14 protein-coding genes are annotated in these 17216 nt (G+C 69.9%); 3 read left to right on the top strand and 11 right to left on the bottom strand.

The window, feature by feature from the left end:
- Window positions 1-18 precede the first annotated feature (18 nt).
- Genes manA through E0H92_RS23540 form a run of 4 tightly spaced genes read right to left on the bottom strand, consistent with a single transcriptional unit; the run spans window position 19 to window position 3838 of the window.
- Window positions 19-1173, bottom strand: coding sequence for a mannose-6-phosphate isomerase, class I (gene manA / locus E0H92_RS23555; protein WP_131497742.1), 1155 nt, complete (start codon window positions 1171-1173; stop codon window positions 19-21).
- Complete coding sequence (locus E0H92_RS23550; protein WP_131497741.1) at window positions 1167-2243, bottom strand: SIS domain-containing protein; 1077 nt, start codon at window positions 2241-2243, stop codon at window positions 1167-1169. The genes manA and E0H92_RS23550 overlap by 7 nt, the downstream gene beginning before the upstream one ends.
- A gap of 10 nt (window positions 2244-2253) precedes the next feature.
- Window positions 2254-2457, bottom strand: a complete 204-nt coding sequence (locus tag E0H92_RS23545) for a Trm112 family protein (RefSeq protein ID WP_131460142.1) — start codon at window positions 2455-2457, stop codon at window positions 2254-2256.
- 10 nt (window positions 2458-2467) lie between these two features.
- Window positions 2468-3838 carry a phosphomannomutase/phosphoglucomutase gene (locus tag E0H92_RS23540; RefSeq protein WP_131497740.1) on the bottom strand — a complete coding sequence of 457 codons (1371 nt, stop codon included), beginning with the start codon at window positions 3836-3838 and terminating at the stop codon, window positions 2468-2470.
- 173 nt (window positions 3839-4011) lie between these two features.
- On the opposite strand from E0H92_RS23540, the gene E0H92_RS23535 reads away from it, so the two are divergent.
- Window positions 4012-7110: an FtsX-like permease family protein gene (locus tag E0H92_RS23535; RefSeq protein ID WP_131497739.1), complete on the top strand. Its 3099-nt coding sequence runs from the start codon at window positions 4012-4014 to the stop codon at window positions 7108-7110.
- Window positions 7107-7946 carry an ABC transporter ATP-binding protein gene (locus E0H92_RS23530; RefSeq protein ID WP_131497738.1) on the top strand — a complete coding sequence of 280 codons (840 nt, stop codon included), beginning with the start codon at window positions 7107-7109 and terminating at the stop codon, window positions 7944-7946. The genes E0H92_RS23535 and E0H92_RS23530 overlap by 4 nt, the downstream gene beginning before the upstream one ends.
- Here E0H92_RS23530 and E0H92_RS23525 read toward each other — a convergent pair whose 3' ends face one another.
- From E0H92_RS23525 to E0H92_RS23515, 3 genes are all read right to left on the bottom strand, one after another.
- On the bottom strand, window positions 7947-8690 hold the full coding sequence (locus tag E0H92_RS23525) for a ThuA domain-containing protein (RefSeq protein WP_131287505.1): 744 nt from the start codon (window positions 8688-8690) through the stop codon (window positions 7947-7949). It lies immediately after the preceding gene.
- Window positions 8683-9759: a Gfo/Idh/MocA family protein gene (locus tag E0H92_RS23520; protein ID WP_131497737.1), complete on the bottom strand. Its 1077-nt coding sequence runs from the start codon at window positions 9757-9759 to the stop codon at window positions 8683-8685. Before E0H92_RS23520 ends, E0H92_RS23525 begins: the two co-directional genes overlap by 8 nt.
- A gap of 126 nt (window positions 9760-9885) precedes the next feature.
- Window positions 9886-10332: a metallopeptidase family protein gene (locus E0H92_RS23515; RefSeq protein ID WP_238152506.1), complete on the bottom strand. Its 447-nt coding sequence runs from the start codon at window positions 10330-10332 to the stop codon at window positions 9886-9888.
- A 31-nt stretch (window positions 10333-10363) separates the two neighbouring features.
- Here E0H92_RS23515 and E0H92_RS23510 point away from each other — a divergent pair, with 31 nt between their 5' ends.
- A complete protein-coding gene (locus E0H92_RS23510) occupies window positions 10364-10747 on the top strand; it encodes a DUF3499 domain-containing protein (protein ID WP_131287509.1) in 384 nt (127 codons plus the stop codon).
- Between the two features lie 7 nt (window positions 10748-10754).
- Here E0H92_RS23510 and E0H92_RS23505 read toward each other — a convergent pair whose 3' ends face one another.
- The 4 genes from E0H92_RS23505 to E0H92_RS23490 all read right to left on the bottom strand — a co-directional run bounded on the left by E0H92_RS23505 (window position 10755) and on the right by E0H92_RS23490 (window position 17165).
- On the bottom strand, window positions 10755-12236 hold the full coding sequence (locus tag E0H92_RS23505) for a DUF5719 family protein (RefSeq protein WP_131460147.1): 1482 nt from the start codon (window positions 12234-12236) through the stop codon (window positions 10755-10757).
- Window positions 12233-15145: a glycosyltransferase family 2 protein gene (locus E0H92_RS23500; RefSeq protein ID WP_131497736.1), complete on the bottom strand. Its 2913-nt coding sequence runs from the start codon at window positions 15143-15145 to the stop codon at window positions 12233-12235. Before E0H92_RS23500 ends, E0H92_RS23505 begins: the two co-directional genes overlap by 4 nt.
- A 191-nt stretch (window positions 15146-15336) precedes the next feature.
- Window positions 15337-15588: a WhiB family transcriptional regulator gene (locus E0H92_RS23495; RefSeq protein WP_020389877.1), complete on the bottom strand. Its 252-nt coding sequence runs from the start codon at window positions 15586-15588 to the stop codon at window positions 15337-15339.
- A 329-nt stretch (window positions 15589-15917) separates the two neighbouring features.
- Complete coding sequence (locus E0H92_RS23490; protein ID WP_131497735.1) at window positions 15918-17165, bottom strand: hypothetical protein; 1248 nt, start codon at window positions 17163-17165, stop codon at window positions 15918-15920.
- Window positions 17166-17216 lie beyond the last annotated feature (51 nt).

Raw genomic sequence — 17216 nt, 5'->3', positions numbered from 1 at the left:
TTCAGGTCCTCCGTGGAATCAGCGTGCGGACACGACGAACGCCGTGCCGGAACCACGCAGGGTACAGGGTCCTTCGGTTCCCGAGACGAACGCGGACTGCCCTGCGGACAAGCTCTCAGCAGATTCTTTGCCGACAGCATCGACGGTCCCGGCCACGCAGCAGACGATCCGCGGCCCGACGCCTTCCACAGTCTGCTCGCCGCCGTCCAGATCGACCCGGCGGACAGCGAAGTACGGGCAACCGGTCTCGTAGATCCCGTCCGCGGTCGCGGTCAGTACCGGATCCGCCAGCGGCTCGAAATCGACGACCGACACCAGCTCCGGTACGTCGATGTGCTTGCGCGTCAGCCCGCCGCGCAGGACGTTGTCCGAGTTCGCCATCACCTCGAACCCGAGTCCGCGCAGGTACGCGTGCACGTTCCCGGCCGGGAGGTAGACCGCGTCGAACCGCTGCAACCGCACCCGGTTCAGCAGCAGGGCCGCGAGGACGCCGGGATCGTCCGGGAAATCCGCGCAGAGCCGCGACATGGTCTCGCGCTCCAGCGCGAACGCGTCACCGGTGTAGGTGTCGATCGCGAACCCCAGGGCGGCGACCAGCGGACGGATCGCGTCCCGGTCGCGGCTCATGAAATCGGTGAACGCCTCGCGCAGCTTGCCGTTGCGCAGCAGGTCGGTCAGCTCGCCGAACCCGGCGGGCCCCAAGGCGTCCAGCAGCGCGACCGTGCTCTCCAGCGGCCGGAAACCGACCAGTGCGTCGAACGGCTCGAGCGCGATCAGGATCTCCGGCTTCGGCCAGGCGTCCTTGTAGTTCCGGTCCGCGGCGTCCCGGGGGATCCCGTCCGCCTCGTCCCGCGCGTACCCGTCGATCGCCTGCTCCAGGGACGGGTGCGCCTGGATCGACAACGGTTGTCCGGCCGCGAGCAGCTTCGCGAGGAACGGGAACCTGCCCTCGAATCGCTCGGTCGTCTCCTCCCCCAGCACCGCGGCGGGATCGGCAGACACGACGTCGAACAGCGAATCACCAGAAGGAAGCACTGACGGGGCGGACTCGTGCGCGCCCATCCACATCTCGGCCTGCGGCTTGCCGTCCGGTTGCACCCCGAGCAGCTCGGGGAGGGCGGTCGGCGAACCCCACGCGTAGTCGCGGATCGTGTTCTGCAGCGGAACTACCACGCTGGGTCCTCCGAAGGAATCCCCGGCTCGGCCGGATCGTCGTCGGTCGCCGTACCGTAGCGGCCCAGGCCGATCCCGAGGTACGCCGCGGCGTACCGGCCGTGCTGGGTCAGGGCGGCGTACCGGGCGATGTCCGTACCGTCGGCCTGCGTCACCGTGTGCACGCGGACATCGTGCGCCTGCGCCTTCTGCTCCAGCTTGCGGCGGTGCTCGGCGACTCCCGAGTCCTCCACACCGTCGTCGAGGATGATCAGAGCCGGCCGCAGCTCCTCCGCCTTGTCGAACGGGTCCGCGAACAGGTCCCGCGGCGGCTGGTTGAGCACCGGCAGCAGGTGACCGGCGTCAGCGGCCAGAGCGGGTCGACCGCTCGCCAGCCGCAGTGCCTCGACCACACGCCGTGCCGCCCGCGCAGCGAGCACCGAACCGCCCCACACCAGCGGCAACGCGTCCGCGAGCACCAGTGCGAGGTCCTTGGCCTGGTTGGACGCCACGTCCTTGTTGGGCGAGCACTCGATCGCTACGTCGTCCAGGATCGACGCGACGGCCTTGTGGTCCACCTCGGGCCCCAGGTCCATCTGGTGCAGCGCCTGCAGTACGGCGACCGCGGACGCCAGCTGGTCGTCGGACTGGGACGGTAGGCGGATCGCGTGCCGCAGACCGGCCGAGGCGATCGCCACCGGTGAGTCCTCCGGCGCGGCGACCATCAGCCCGCAACCACGCCGTACCGCTTCGCCCGCGGCCGAGATCGCGTCCAGGTCCTCGGAAGCACCGGCGAGTACGACGACCAGGTCGAGGGGACCCGCCCAACCGGGCAGTCCCGGGCCGGGCCAGGCGAGGAACGGAACCGGGCACACCGGCTCCAGCACGGCCCGGACCAGCCGGGCGTCCCGGCCGGCGGCCACCACAGCGCGGGGCCGGAAGCCGTCGGAGGTCAGCTTGGACAGCACGTCCTCGGACGCTTCGAGCTCGGCGCGGACCCGGGCGCCGGCCATCGCGAGCCGTCGCAGCAGATGGTCCGCCGCCTGGAGTGCGGCCGGGTCGTCCAGCCGGGTGTCGTCGAAGACGCTCATCAGCTCGGTGTCAGCTCTCTGTCGCGGCTGGTTCCCTGGTGTCCCGGGCCTCGTCGATCAGCAGCACCGGGATGTCGTCGCGCACCGGGTACGCCAGCCCGCAGGCGGCGTTGGTGCAGATCAGCTCGTTCGCCTCGTCGTCCACGCGGAACTCCGAGCGGCACTTCGGGCAGACCAGGATGCTCAGCAGGTCCGGGTCCAGATTGACTGCCATTCAGTTCTCCCTACGCACCAGTGATCAGGGCCAGTACTTCGTCGCGGACGCGTTCCATCTCGGGCCGGTCCGCCGCCTCGACGTTCAGCCGCAGCAACGGCTCCGTGTTCGACGCACGGACGTTGAACCACCACTGTCCCGCCGACACGGTCAACCCGTCCAGATGGTCGACGGTCACGCCCTCGAGGCCAGAATATGTGTCTTCGATCGCCGCGACGGTCGCCGCCGCGTCCGCGACCTTGTTGTTGATCTCGCCGGACGCGACGTACCGCTCGTACTCGGCGAACAGCTCGCCGGCCGGTTTGTCCTGCTCACCCAGCGCGGCCAGGACGTGCAGCGCCGCCAGCATGCCGGTGTCGGCGCGCCAGAAGTCGCGGAAGTAGTAGTGCGCGGAGTGCTCGCCGCCGAACACCGCGTCGGTCTCGGCCATCTTCTGCTTGATGTAGGAGTGGCCGACGCGCGCGCGGACCGGCGTACCGCCGTGTTCGGTGATCAGCTCCGGGACGGCCTTCGACGTGATCAGGTTGTGGATGACGGCCGACCCGGGGTGCTTCACGAGCTCGCGGACGGCGACCGCGCCGGTGATCGCGCTCGGCGAGATCGGGTCGCCCTTCTCGTCCACCACGAAGCAGCGGTCCGCGTCGCCGTCGAAGGCCAGGCCGAGGTCGGCGCCGGTCTCGCGGACCTTGGCCTGCAGGTCGACCAGGTTCTTCGGGTCGAGCGGGTTGGCCTCGTGGTTCGGGAAGCTGCCGTCGAGCTCGAAGTACATCGGGACGATCGTCACCGGCCCCTCGGCGAACACCGCCGGGACGGTGTGGCCGCCCATGCCGTTGCCGGCGTCGACGACCACGGTGAGCGGGCGGATGCCGCTCAGGTCGACCAGGTGGTGCAGGTGGTCGGCGTACGCGGTCAGCAGGTCCTTGTGAGTGATGTGCCCCGCGGCGGATCCGGTCGCCGGGCCCTCGGTCAGCGCCTTGGCGACCAGGTCGGCGATGTCGCGCAGCCCCGAGTCGGAGCCGACCGGCGCGGCGCCCGCGCGGCACATCTTGATGCCGTTGTACTGCGCCGGGTTGTGGCTGGCGGTGAACATCGCGCCGGGCAGATCGAGCCGGCCGGACGCGAAGTACAGCTGGTCGGTGGAGGCCAGGCCGATGTCGATCACGTCGGCGCCGGTGCTCGCCACACCTTCGGCGAAGGCAGCCGCCAGCCCTGGGCTGGACGGCCGCATGTCGTACCCGATCACGACCGCGCCGGGCCCGCCGAGCACGTCCAGGACCTCGACGAACGCAGCCCCCGTCGCCCGGGCCACCGACTCGTCGAACTGGTCCGGAACGACCCCCCGGACGTCATAAGCCTTGAAGATCCCCGCAACATCAACCATGCACGGACCCTATCCGGCACAGCGACCAAGCTGTATCTCAGCCTCGCTCCGTGCGGTCCAGACAACAACTGGGCATCGTTGTCACGCCGCGTCCTGACGCTGCCCCCTCTTTTCCGTATGTTCGGTCCTTGGTCACCGACCGGCGTGACCTGGCGGCTGGGGGGTGGCCAAACATGTTCCTGCGGATGGCTCTGCGGTACCGGTGGTCGCAGGCGCTGGTCCTGGCCGGGATCAGCCTGCTGATCGGCGCCTGCGCGGCGTTCGCGCCCTGGTTCTCGCGAGCGGTCGAGCAGACCGTCACGACCGAGGCCTTGACGCACCAGTGGAACTCCGCGGCCTGGCAGCTCAAGACGATCCCTTCGACGGCCGTCCGCGGTCCGGCCGAATCGACCCCGCCGGAGGACCTCGACCAGCTGATCCCGGCCGATCTGAAGCCGCTGTTCACCCCACCGGTGTACGGACGGGCCGCCGCGGTGATCTGGGGTCGCGGCAACGACAGACCGACCGTCCAGGGCCGGGTGGTGTGGCGGGACGGTTACTGCGCCCAACTCGAGCTGACGGCCGGCCGGTGCCCCAGCGGCCCGGGTGAGGTCGCCGCGTCGACAGCGGACGCGAAGAACTTCAGCCTGAAGGTCGGGACGACGCTCAAGGCCCAGACCGCCAGCGACCCCACGCGCAGCCCGCTCCGCGTGGTCGGGATCTACCAGGCGAACGCCGAGGACGGCTACTGGTTCGGCCGCAGGCCGATCGGGAACTCACGGCAGGCCAGCGACTCCCAGCCCCCGCTGGGCGACTTCCTTCTCGCCGAACGCGACACGCTCTCCGTGAAGTCCTTGGCCGCCTACTCAACGCTGGACACCCGCCCGCGGCCGGGCAGCGCGCGAGCCGACGATCTGGACCGGATGCGGCAGGCGACCGATCAACTCGAGGTACAGATCGCCGAACGCGGCATGGACGCGCAGAACAGCTCAGGACTGATCTCGGTCATCGACAGCATCCAGGCGGAACGACAGCAGGCTACGACGATCATTCCGCTGGTCATGGTGCAGGTGGCCCTGTTCGGAGTGGTCGTCCTGGCGCTGGCGCTGGCCACGGTGGTCGACCAGCGCCGACCGGAACTTGCGGTGTCCCGGCTGCGAGGGTCAGGCGCCGGTACGACGGGCCGGACGCTGGCCGTCGAGCTGGGTGTACCCGTGCTGCTCGGCACCGTGGTTGGCGCTGTGGCCGGCTTCGCGATGCTCCTCGCCGTACGAGTGGCCTGGCTGGGCGGAGGCGCTCCCCTGGAGCTGCCGTGGACTGTCCCGGCAGCGGTCGCCGTGGCGGCGCTGGTCGGGCTGACGGTCGTCGCGCTGTCGGTCCGCACCGTCGTCCGCCGCCCGATCTCCAGCCTGCTCCGGCGGATCCCGCTCCGCGGACGGCACCGCACGATCGGCCTGATCGATCTCACCGTCATCGTCGTCGCATCGGCCGGACTGGTGACAGGACTGACCAGTGGCGGCCGCGGCCCACTCCCCATCCTGACCCCCACCTTGCTCGCTCTGGCCGTGGGACTCGCCTTCGCACACCTGCTGCTGCCGGCCGCGGGACTGGTCAGTCGGCAGGCGCTGCGCAGCGGGCGGCTCGGTCTCGCGCTCGGCGCTCTGCAGGTGGCGAGGCGGCCGGCCGTGACGCGGCTCGTCGCCGTCGTCGCGGTCGCGACCGGCCTGGCGTCGTTCGCCGGTCAGGCGGCTTCGGTCGGCGATCGCAACCGGGACACCCGGGCCGGCTACGAAACCGGCGCCGAGGCGGTCCTGGCGATCGACACCGCAAACCTCGGCGACTTCACCGCGGCCGCCGACAAGGTCGACCCGGAGCGCCGGTGGCTGACCCCCGTCGTACTCACCAGTCCGCCGTCCGCGGAGAGCCTGCGCGCCGTCCTGATCGAGCCGGACAGCTATCAGCGGATCGCCTTCCGCGGCGACCGGCTCACCGATACCGACGGCTTCAGCAAGCTCCGGGCGCCCACGGATCCGAAACCGATCGAGCTGACCGGTCAGCGGCTGACGGTGACCGCGGACGTCAGCGGAGTCTCGCCGTACGAGCCGGAGACCAATGACGGCGTGATTCCTGCCCCCGAGGAGCCGGCCAAGTCGGTGATCGTGCAGGCGACGGTGGTCAACCAGCGCAGCGGCGGGCGCTATCTGGTGCGTTTCCCGCCGATACCGCTCGGCCGCGAGGGCCCGGTGACGCTGAGCACGGTCATCGGCTGCGAGCCGTCCTGCCTTCTGCTCCGGCTCGGGGTGTCCCGCGAAGTCGGAGATGTCGCGGGCATCAGGGGCCAGATCGCGATCAGCCGGCTGGCGACCGACACCCAGCAGATCCCGCTCGGCCAGGCGGAGAACTGGAAGAGCGGCCAGCAGATCGAAGCCGATCAGGGCGGCATCACGGCAACGGACGGACCGAACGGGTTGACGCTCGCCGTCACCAGCCTCGGCGGCGAACTGAACCTCCAGCATGCCGCCGTCCCCACGCCGGTGCCGGCGCTGGTCAGCCCGGACGCCGTCGGCGATTCGCTGACGGTGCCGGGTTTCGACGGGATCGCGATCCCGATCGCGAAGCTGGCCAATCCGCGGATCCCGGTACCGCGCCATACCGATCAGGTCGCCGTCCTCGACCTGGAGACCGCCCGCCGGTTCGGCGGGGGTGTGGACCGCGCTTCGACCGAGTTCGAGCTCTGGCTGAACGCCGACGGTCTGGCGAACGTCGGCAAGGTCATGGACGGCCTCACCGCGGCCGGTGTCACGCCCACGCTCGTCGATCAACGGTCGGACCGCATCGCAGGGTACGGGCGTTCCGCCAGCGCCCTCGCGCTGCAGCTCACCCCGATCGTCGGGCTCGCCAGCTGGGCGCTCGCAGTCGTCGTACTGCTGCTGATGGGCGTCAGCTCCTGGCGCTCCCGGGCGCAGGATTACGCGAGTCTGCGCATCAACGGCGTACCGGCGGCCACGACCGGAGGAGCCGCGCGCTGGGAGCAGACCGGGCCGGTCGTGCTGGCGGCGCTGCTCGGGTCGGCCTGTGGGGTCATCGGCGCCCACATCGCGCTGCCAATGTTCCCGCTCTTCGCCGAGACCACCGAACCGTCGCCGATACCGCTCGACCTGGCGATCAACTGGCCCGTGGCGTTGATCCTCTGGCTGGGCGGCACCGTCGTACTGACGGCCACGACACTGACCCTGGGCACCACCGTGAACAGGCGCGCGGGCTACGGCCGGATCCGGGAGGAGCTGTCATGAGCGGACTGGCGATCAGCACCAGCGGCCTGGTGCACATCTACCGCAGCCAGGGCCATGACGTCGCGGCCTTGTCCGGGATCGGGATCACTGTGCGGCCCGGCGAGATCGTCGGTCTGCTCGGCCCTTCCGGCGCCGGCAAATCCACACTGCTGCAGCTGTGCGGCGGTCTGCTGACGCCGAGCGCAGGGCGTCTGCAGATCGGCGAACACACCCTGACCACGATGACCGAGCCCGAGCTGGACCGGATGCGCGCCAGCGACGTCGGCATCGTGTTGCAGGGCGCCGGGCGCAACCTCGTCCCGTACCTGTCGCCGGTGAACAACGTCAAGTACGCACAGCGCGCCGCGGCCGGCGATCGGTCGTTGCCGGCACCGGAGGACGTACTCGACCTGGTCGGCCTGACCGACCATGCCCATGCTCGGCTGCAGTCGCTGACCCCCGGGCAGATCCAGCTCTGTGCGGTGGCCGTCGGGATCGCCACGTTCCCCGGTCTCCTACTGGCCGACGAGCCCACGAGTCAGCTGGACCACGCGGCCCGGGACGAGGTCCTCGCCGCGATCTCGACCATCAACGCGAGCACCGGCATGACGGTCCTGCTGGTGACTCACGACCCCGAAGTCGCCGCCCTGCTCCCCCGCACCGTCACCATCCGGGACGGACGCATCGCCTCCGAGGGCCGCAGCGGCGAGGAGTTCGCAGTCGTCGCCACCGACGGCTCCCTGCCGCTGCCACCGCACGTCGCCGAACTCCTGGCACCAGGAACCCTGCTCCGGGTCACGACCACCGAGGACGGCGACGTACGGCTACGGCCTGTACAGCAAGAAGACCAAGCGTGATCAGGCCTTCTCGAACCAGCCCGGGTCCTTGCGGTGGTGGACGGTCGGCAGCTGGCGCGGGCTGGTCGGGGCGGCCCACTTGGCGGCGTTGGCGATGATCTGCTGGACCTCGGGCTGGTGGTACGTCGGGTACTCCTGGTCGCCGGGGCGGAAGTAGAAGACCCGGCCCTGGCCGCGGCGGTAGCAGCAGCCGGAGCGGAACACCTCGCCGCCGGAGAACGAGCTGACGAACACCAGCTCGTCCGGCTGCGGGATGTCGAACAGCTCGCCGTACATCTCCTCGCGCTCGATCACCAGCGGGTGCGGGACGCCCTGCGCGATCGGGTGCCCGGCGGCGACCGTCCAGATCAGCTCGCGGTCGTTCTCGGCGCGCCAGTCGAGCGAGCAGGTCGTCCCCATCAGCTTGATGAAGATCTTGCTGAAGTGCGCCGAGTGCAGCGCGATCAGGCCCATCCCGGACAGCACGTGCTGCTGCACCCGGTCGACGATCGCGTCGTCGACGTCACCGTGCGCGGCGTGCCCCCACCAGGTGAGTACGTCGGTGTCGGCGAGCACTTCCTCGGTCAGACCGTGCTCGTCCTGCTGCAGCCACGCCGTACGGACGACCACTTCCTGACCGAGCTTGTCCCGCAGCGCCGCCGCGATCGTCTCGTGCATGGTGTCCGGGTAGACCTTGCGGACGGTCTCGTCGCGGCCCTCGTGGACGTTCTCGCCCCACACCGTCACGCGAATGGGTTCAGTCATGGAGCACAACCTCTCGTCCCGCCTTCGCCGAGGCGTAGCAGGCGTCGATGATCTCGGTCCGCAGCAGCGCCTCGGACCCGTTCTGGCCTTCCCATTCACCGCTCTTGACGATCCGGACGAACTCCCGCACCACCGCGCGGTGGCCGAGCCCGGCGCCGGTCGCCGGCTTCACCTCGGCCGGTACGCCGCCGACGTCGGTGAAGATCCGCAGCGTGTCCTCGTTGGTGTAGTTCTGCACCTCGATCTTGGCGCCGCCGTCGGTCCCGAACAGCTCGATCCCGAAGTTGTCGCCCGGCGCCCGGTACGTCGCCCAGCTGGTCTCCAGCTGCAGCGCGCCGCCGCCCTGCAACCGCAGGTACGCCGTGGCCAGGTCCTCCACCTCGAACGCCGATCCGAGCGTGTTCGCGTTCGGGTCCCGGCTGCCCTTGCCGCGCGGGCCGAGCTCGGCGAACGTGTTCGCCGACACCGTGCTGACCTGCGGCTCACCCATCAGGTGCAGCGCCATGTCGAGGATGTGGACGCCGAGGTCGATCAGCGGCCCGCCGCCGGACAGCTCGCGGTTGGTGAACCAGCCGCCCATTCCGGGGATGCCGTTGCGGCGCATCCAGTGCGCCTTCGCGTAGTAGATCCGGCCGAGCTGGCCCTCGTCGATCTGGTGCTTGAGCGCCGCGACGTCACCGCGCTCGCGGTGGTTGAACACGACCTTCAGCACCCGGCCGGCCTGCTTGGACGCCTCGACCATCGCGGTGCCCTCGGCCACGGTCCTGGCCAGCGGCTTCTCGGACAGCACGTGCAGACCCTTCTGCAGGGCCGCCAGCGCGATCGGGGCGTGCAGCTGCGTCGGCGTACCGATGCTGACCGCCTCCAGCCCCGGGGTCTCGAGCAGGTCCTCCCACCGCTCGTACAGATGCGGTACGCCGTGCTTCTCGCCCAGGCTGGTCAGGATGTCCTTCTCCAGACCGGCCAGACCGATCACCTCGACGTCCGGCAGTTCGGAGAACGCCTCCAGCGCCGTCCGTCCGGCAAAGCCCAGTCCTACGACACCGACCCGCAGTTTTTGATCGTTCACAAAGACGATCCTCTCCCGATGACAACGAAGGACACAACTGCTTCCCACACTACGGAACAGGTTTGAACACCCGTCAACCCGCCTGGTGTAACAGACCGGTCACGCGGCGGCGTAGGCCACGGTGGATCAGTCGTCGTCGGTGTCGAAGTCCGGATCGATCTGCTCGGGAGACAGCGCGAGCACGTCGGCCAGCTCCAGGACCAGCGCGGAGCGGACCAGCCAGGACAGGCCGGCGCCGGAGCGTTCGGCGCGGAGCTCGATCGGGCGCCGGAACACCACGATCCGGTACGGCTCATGCGACGTACCGCCACTGGCGTGCGTGAGCGGGATCTCGGTGGCGTCCAGGTCCAGGTTCGGCACGTCCTCGATGGCGAACTCGACCCGCGCGACCACCTGCGGCAGCCGCTTCTCGAGCCGGGTCACCTCGATCGCGACCACCTCGTCGAACTGCGCGGCGGCGGACCGCTGCAGCGGCAGACCACGCGGCGCGAACTTGCTCGGCCGGCTGATCGGGCCGAGCATGCCGCGCCCATGGCGGTCGATGTGCCTGCGATGACGGCGAGCCTCGGTCACGCGCTCAGCCTAGTGGGCGTAATGTCTGGTCGTGAGCATCGCCAGGATCTGTTCGCGCGCCGGATGTCAGAAGCCTGCCGTATCGACGCTCACCTACGTGTACGCCGACTCGACCTGCGTCCTCGGTCCGCTCGCGACGTACGCCGAGCCGCACTGCTACGACCTGTGCGCCGACCACGCCGACCGCCTCACCGCTCCGAACGGCTGGGAGGTCATCCGGCTCGCTCCGGACCCCGCGGCCGCCGGTCCGTCGTCCGACGACCTGGAAGCCCTGGCGAACGCGGTCCGCGAGGCAGCACGGCCCCTGCCACGTCGTGAGCCTGGCACCGGTACGCCGGGCGCTCCGGTCGAGGTGGCCCGCCGCGGCCACCTGCGCATGCTGCAGGACCCGGGCGCCAACACCAACGAAGGCTAGGTCCTAGTTACCGCAGCGCGGCGCTGACGTCCGGCTGGGCGCCCAGCTGCGCGCGGAACACCAGCGACGTCGTCAACGGCCACGCGGCCACCTGCGGTACGTCGTCATCGCCCGGCTTCGCCGCCGGCATCAGCGTGACACCCGCGACCACCGTCCCGCGGGTCTGCTGAACCATCAGGTACGTCGGCCGCGGCTGTGCCGGGAACGAGATCGGTGTCGTCGCGCCACCTACGATGTCCAGCGCCCGCGTGGTCAGCACCCGGTCGGCCGCGTCCCGCAGCTCGAACTTCACGCTGCCGGTCTTTCCCGGCGCGGTCACCTGCAGCACAGCCGGCTGCTGGTGCGCCGGAATGACCAGGTACGCCGGTCCGGTCAGCGCCTCCGCCGACCCGATCGACGAGAACTCGGTCCGGCTCGCGTCCGTGGACCGCACCGACGCGGTCACCGGCTGATCCGACGTGACGGTGATCGCGCTGGCGTCACCGTGCAGCACCGAGTCGAGCATGAACGTCTTCACCGAGCCGGCCTCGATCTGCACGGTCTCCAGACCGGCCGGCTTGAACGGCCCGTTCGGCCCGTTCACCGTCAGGCTCGCGGTCGCCTGCAGGTCGGTGGGGTTCGCGACGGACAGGATCCGCAGACCGGCGCCGGGAGCGACCGCGGGTACGAACACCTTGGTCGCGGGCGCCGCTGAGGTGTTCAGCCAGTCCACACCGGCCGGCTGACTGCCGTTCGACGCGTTGGACCGGACGGCGGCCGCTACCCGACCACCTGTCGATTCCACGTGCAGGGCGAGATCGCGGAGATTCGGAGCGACCTGCTTCAGGAACAGCTCGAAGGTGCCGAGTGCCGGGACCACGATGCCCCGGGCCGCGGGCAGGTCCTGCGCACCGTTCCGCGCGTACACACTGACGTTCACTTCCGCGTTGATGCTGTCCAGGTTGGTCAGCACCAGCACATCGCGCCGCTCGACCGCACCGGACGCTCCGACGAACCAGAAGTCCGACCCGGGCACCTGGCACGGCACGCTGGCCATCCCGCGGTTCACGCCCTCCTGCGCGGTCGTCGTACTCGTGCCGACCGTCCCCGCGGCCAGCGGTCCGGTGCCCTTGATGGACAGCGGCTCCGGCTTGACCACCACCGCACTCGAACCGATCGTTCCGCGCTTCAGCAGCGACCCGACCGGGTCCGACGTGGTCGGCAGCGGAGCGATCGTCAACGGCTCAGCGGTCCCCGGCGCCGTCGGCGTACCTTCCGGCAGTGTCGGCGCCACGCCGTTCACCACGCTGGCCATCTTGCCGCCAGGAGACAGCACCGGGCAGGAGAGCGCCGTACGGTTCACCACTGTGCGAGCGGGCTCGGTGACAGCGGCCTGCGCACGGGTGTCGGCCTTCTCGGGCTTGATGACCAGACCGATCCCGGCCAGTGCGGCCATAGCGACGACGACGGCTCCGATCCGGAGACGCGGGTCGGACAGCAACCGGCTCACCGGTCCCTCCTCGCGTGGGTGCCCTGCGGTATGGCGACGGTGCGGCGCACCGTCGGCAGACAGAAGATCAGCGCGAGGATCCAGCCGATCAGACCGAGGATGCGCCAGACGTTGTGGGTCTGGTCGACCAGCGGCGTCTCGCCCTTGATCTTCGACCGGTCGACCAGCCACGAGGCGTCGCCGTCGTTCGCACTGGCCCTGGTCAGGCCCGGCAGCGAGTCGAGCGTCGACTGCAGCGTCGGGTCCACCGGACCGGGCAGGTACACGTAGTCGATCGCGAGAGCAGCCAACTGGCGGCCTTCCTCACCGCTGCCGCCACCACCCAGTGTCGACAGGACGTCCGTGAGCGGCTTGGTCTGCGCCGCGGTCGGAGCTGCCTCGAGCGCCCCCATCCGCGGCCCGCCGTTCTTGACCAGCGAGAACCGCATCTGGCCTTCCGGCGCCTTCCGCACCACCAGGATCGACTGGTTGTCCGGCGGGTCCTGCGAAGCGACCAGGTACGCCGGGAGGTCCTGAGCGGGACCACGCCACAACGGACCGTCGACCCCACGCACCAGCCAGAACCCGGCCGTCACCACGGTCGTCAGCAAGACGATGCCGAGCACGCCCTGGACGATGATCTCGGTGGACTTGCCGACCGAGTCCCAAGCGACCGCGACGGTGATGATCCAGCCGGCCGTCATGAGGAACATCATCGGCCCGCTGCCACCGCCGAGCCGGCTGGCGACCAGTGTCCCGGCCAGACCGGCCAGTGCGGCGAACCACCCGAGCAGCTCGTACCGCTGCCGCGACTGACGCAGCAGACTGACCAGAGCCACCAGAATCAGCGGTACGGCGAACCACCACGGCGCCGGCGCACCGACCGGCGTACCGGTCAGCAGATGCGGCAGGCTGTCGCCCGGACCGATCGCAGCGGTCGGCGGACCGCCCGCCTCCCAGCCCAGCTTCGACGGGTGCTGCACGAGGTCCAGCGTCCACGGCAGCACGAGCAGCAGGCCCAGCACGACCGAGAACACCAACTGGCGCCCCTGCCGCCGCCAACCGAGGCCCAGCACTGCGCCGAGGACCAGGATGACGCTGACCAGCAGAGCCAGTGCCGGCGTGAACGCGAACAGCACCGCCAGACAGATCCCCGCGAACCACGCGGCCCGCCAACTGCCCTGAACAACCACACGCCGCCGTCGAGCAACGGTGTGCACGGCCGCACCGAGCAGTGGCAGCACGATCGCCGCCACACACGTCCCGATCCGACCCTGCGTGATCGCACCGTTCGTGAAGACAGCCAGCCCGTACGCCGATGCGCCCCAGGCCCGGGCCACGCGGTCGACGACGAACGCGCGCAGCAACGCCCACGCGGCCAGACCGGCCAGCGGGACCGCGCCGAGCAGCAGCACGTTGGTCGCACCGGTCGGACTGAACATGACCGTCGAGAACGCCCAGAACTGCGCCAGCCAGGCAGGTGGGGTCACGCCCGGCGGGGCGGACGCCGCCGCATGCCACAACGCCGCCAGGTTCTCCTGCGCCGGCAGCAACAAGTTGGACCGGAGCACTCCGCCGCTGAGCAGATCCCGTGCCGCGATCAGTGCACCGATGGCCAGCACGACCCACGCGATCAGGAACGGCCGCCGGATCAGCTGACGCCGCCACCTCGGCTGGTCGACCGCTACGCGCGCGGTGGACTTGGCTCGGCGGGCAGTGGTGACGACCTGCTCCTCCGGCTCATCCGCCCACGCTTCGCGGATCCGCTCGGAGATCGTGCTGGTCGTCTCCTCCAGGTTGTGCCGCAGTGCGTGCACAGACCGGGAGAACAGTCCCTTGATGTCGTCGTACGGGACCTGGTCGAGACTTCGGCGGTTCTTGCGGGCTTGCGTCCAGCCGCCCGCGAGAAGGGTGCCGAGCAACGCGGTCCACTCGTCGACGGCGCCGGACGGCGTCTTGCCGAGCAGGAACCAGATCGACCGCATCACGGTGCCGAACAGGAACCGCAGGATCAGCAACGGCAGCAGCTTGCCGGGAGCGTTCGCGAGAACGGTGTAGTAGGCGTGAGCGCGGTCGAGCTGGTACGCGTGCCGTCGGGTGCCGGCCAGCGCTCGCTCGCCGGTCGCCGCGGCCTGCGCGTGGTAGACAACCGCGTCGGGCGCGACGCCTACCTGGTAGCCGGCGCGGCTCGCGCGCCAGCCGAAGTCGATGTCGTCGCGGAACATCGGCAGCCGCGGGTCGAAACCGCGCAGTGTCTCCCAGACGTCGCGGCGTACCAGCATGCCGGCCGAGCTGACCGCGAGCACGTTCCGCGGCTGGTCGTGCTGGCCCTGGTCGAGCTCACCGTTCTCGATGCCGGTGTCGCGGCGGCCACCGAGTGACGTGGTGACGCCGACCTCCAGCAGCTCCCGGTCCCGCGGCCAGAGCCGCAGCTTCGGGCCCCAGACACCGGTGTTCGGCGCAATGGTGGCCTGGAGCAACAATTTCTCCAGGGCCTTCGGCGCCGGCGCGCAGTCGTCGTGCAGCAGCCACAGCCACTCGACCACGGGCATGTGGCCGTCGTCGCCGTACGGGCCGACGGCACTTGGGATCGGCGCGAAGCCGTGTGCCTCGAGGCCGCGGGCGACCGCGACCCCGAAACCGGTCCGCGCGGAGACGCTGACGACCGGCTCGACGCCGGGCATCCCGGCCAGCAGTTCGGCGGTTTCGTCGGTGGATCCGGTGTCGACCGCGATCAGCCGGTCCGGGCGCGGGTTGAGCGCCCACAACGCCTCGGACAGTCGCGGCAGCCAGGCCGCGCCTTCATGCCCGACCACCACCGCGGTGACGACATGCCGGACCCGCGGACGACGCATGTGGTCGCCGGTGTGATCGGTCGGGAAATCGACGGAGTCGAAGAATTCCCAGCCGGCCGGGGCTTCTTGTTCCATGCGGAGCTGTGACACCTCGATGCTTGCGGACGGTCACCGTGACCGCAGGTCCCGGCGAGGACTCACCATACAGCCGCCGTCGAGGAGTCAGGAAAGCCGCGGCCTCCTGGTCAGGAAAGCCGCGGGCCCCGGGCGACGTTCGCCCGGGGCCTCGCGGAAGTCCTGATGTGTGGTGCCTTGGATACCGACGGTCAGACGGCCTTCTTCTTCAGCTTGCGGCGTTCCCGTTCCGACAGGCCGCCCCAGATCCCGAAGCGCTCGTCGTTCTGCAGCGCGTACTCGAGGCACTCGCCCCGGACGTCGCAACCGAGGCACACCTTCTTGGCCTCGCGGGTGGAACCGCCCTTCTCCGGGAAGAAAGCCTCTGGATCGGTCTGGGCGCACAGCGCCCTTTCCTGCCAGTTCGGCTCCTCCTCGATCGCCTCACCGTCGACAATCGCCATCAGCTCTGTCACGGTACGACCTCCTCGACCCTGTTCGTTCCCCTGTACATGTGGGTTTGCGGTCCACATGCCTGACCTCGTCCGTCCTGCGCTCTGCAACGGTCCCCGATACCGAGTGTCCTAACGAACGACACGGTTGAAATTACATTCCTGCAATCCACGAAAGTCAAGCCGTGCTCTGCTATTGGGATCATCCGCAACACGGCCGCAAAAGAACGAGAGGCCTGTAGATACAGGCCTCTCGCGCTGTGTACCCGACCTCAAACCTTGTACTGCCGGGATTTTCCTAGATGCTCGGCAAGGGCTTGCCGTCCTGGATCACTGAGTGATCAGGAAGGTTGCGACCACCAACCCTGCTGGCCCTGACCCTGCTGGTTCTGGTCGTTCTTGTCCGCATCGACCCGCGGGTCGATGCGGGTCTCGTCGGCGGCCTCGGCCTGCGGTGCCGGGTCGGCAGCGCCCGGCTGCTGCTCGGCGGCCGGGGTCTCCTCGGCCTGCCAGGCCTGCTCCTGCTGCCACGCCTGCTGAGCCTGCTGGGCCTCTGCCGGCTCCTGGGTGCCCTCAGCAGCGCCGTGCTCCTGCTGGCCCCACTCCTGCGCGGCGGGGGTCTGCTGGCCGTACTCCTGGCCACCCCACTGCTGCTGGCCGGCGTCAGCGCCGCCCCACTGCTGCTCCTGCGGCCACTGCTGAGCCTGCTGGCCCTGGTCCTGGCCGCCCCACTGCTGCTGGCCCTCAGAGGCCCACGGCTGCGTCGGCTCGGCAGTCTGGCCCTCGGCGGGCCATGCCTGCTCAGCGCCACCGGCGTGCTGCGCGGAGTGCTGACCGGCCTGCTGGGCCTCGGCCTCACCAGCCGACCAGGCCTGCTGCTGCTCGCCCTGGTTCCAGCCCTGCTCCTGCGGCCACTGCTGACCCTGGTCCTGGCCGGCGGCGTAGCCACCTGCGGCGCCCGCAGCACCAGCGGCCGCGTAACCGCCGTACTGCTGGCCCTGGTCGTAGCCCTGCTGACCGCCGTACTGACCCTGCTGGCCCTGGTCGTACCCCTGCTGGCCGTAGCCCTGCTGCTGGCCGTACGGCGCCTGCTGGCCGTACTGCTGGCCCGGCTGACCCTGCTGGAACTGACCCGGCTTCGGCGCACGCACCGGCGCCGGCAGCGCCTGGAAGGTCTTCAGCGCGTACAGACCGATACCGCCGTACAGCGCGAGACCACCGAGGGAGTAGATGAAACCGACGATCTTCTCGCCGGCCGTGCCGTTCCCGTTGAACTGCGCGAACGTGGCGACCAGGCCGATCAGCAGGAAGAGGCCGGTGACGATGAGGGCGCCCAACACGACAATGCGTGCGTTCGGCGTCCGCTCACCTTCGTTGACCAGCCAGACCGCACCGACCAGCGCAGGAAGCAGCGCCAGCGTGGTGACGGACGGCGGGACAATGACGGAGTGCACGCCGCTGGAAGCGGCGACGAAGCCGATCCCACCGACGAACAACTGGAACAGCGAGGCCAGTGCGAGCAGGCCGGCGAATGCGAGCAAGGTGTACGCGACCGGCTCTCTGAGCTTCTTGGTTGCGTCGGTGACCACGAGGGCTCCTCGGATGTTGGGGGGCCGTACAACTGAGCTGTGCGGACGTGA

It is taken from the genome of Kribbella speibonae (assembly GCF_004331375.1).
GTDB lineage: Bacteria > Actinomycetota > Actinomycetes > Propionibacteriales > Kribbellaceae > Kribbella > Kribbella sindirgiensis.
Note: the sequence above shows the minus strand (reverse complement) of the source record. Positions and strands in the feature narration are given on the sequence as shown.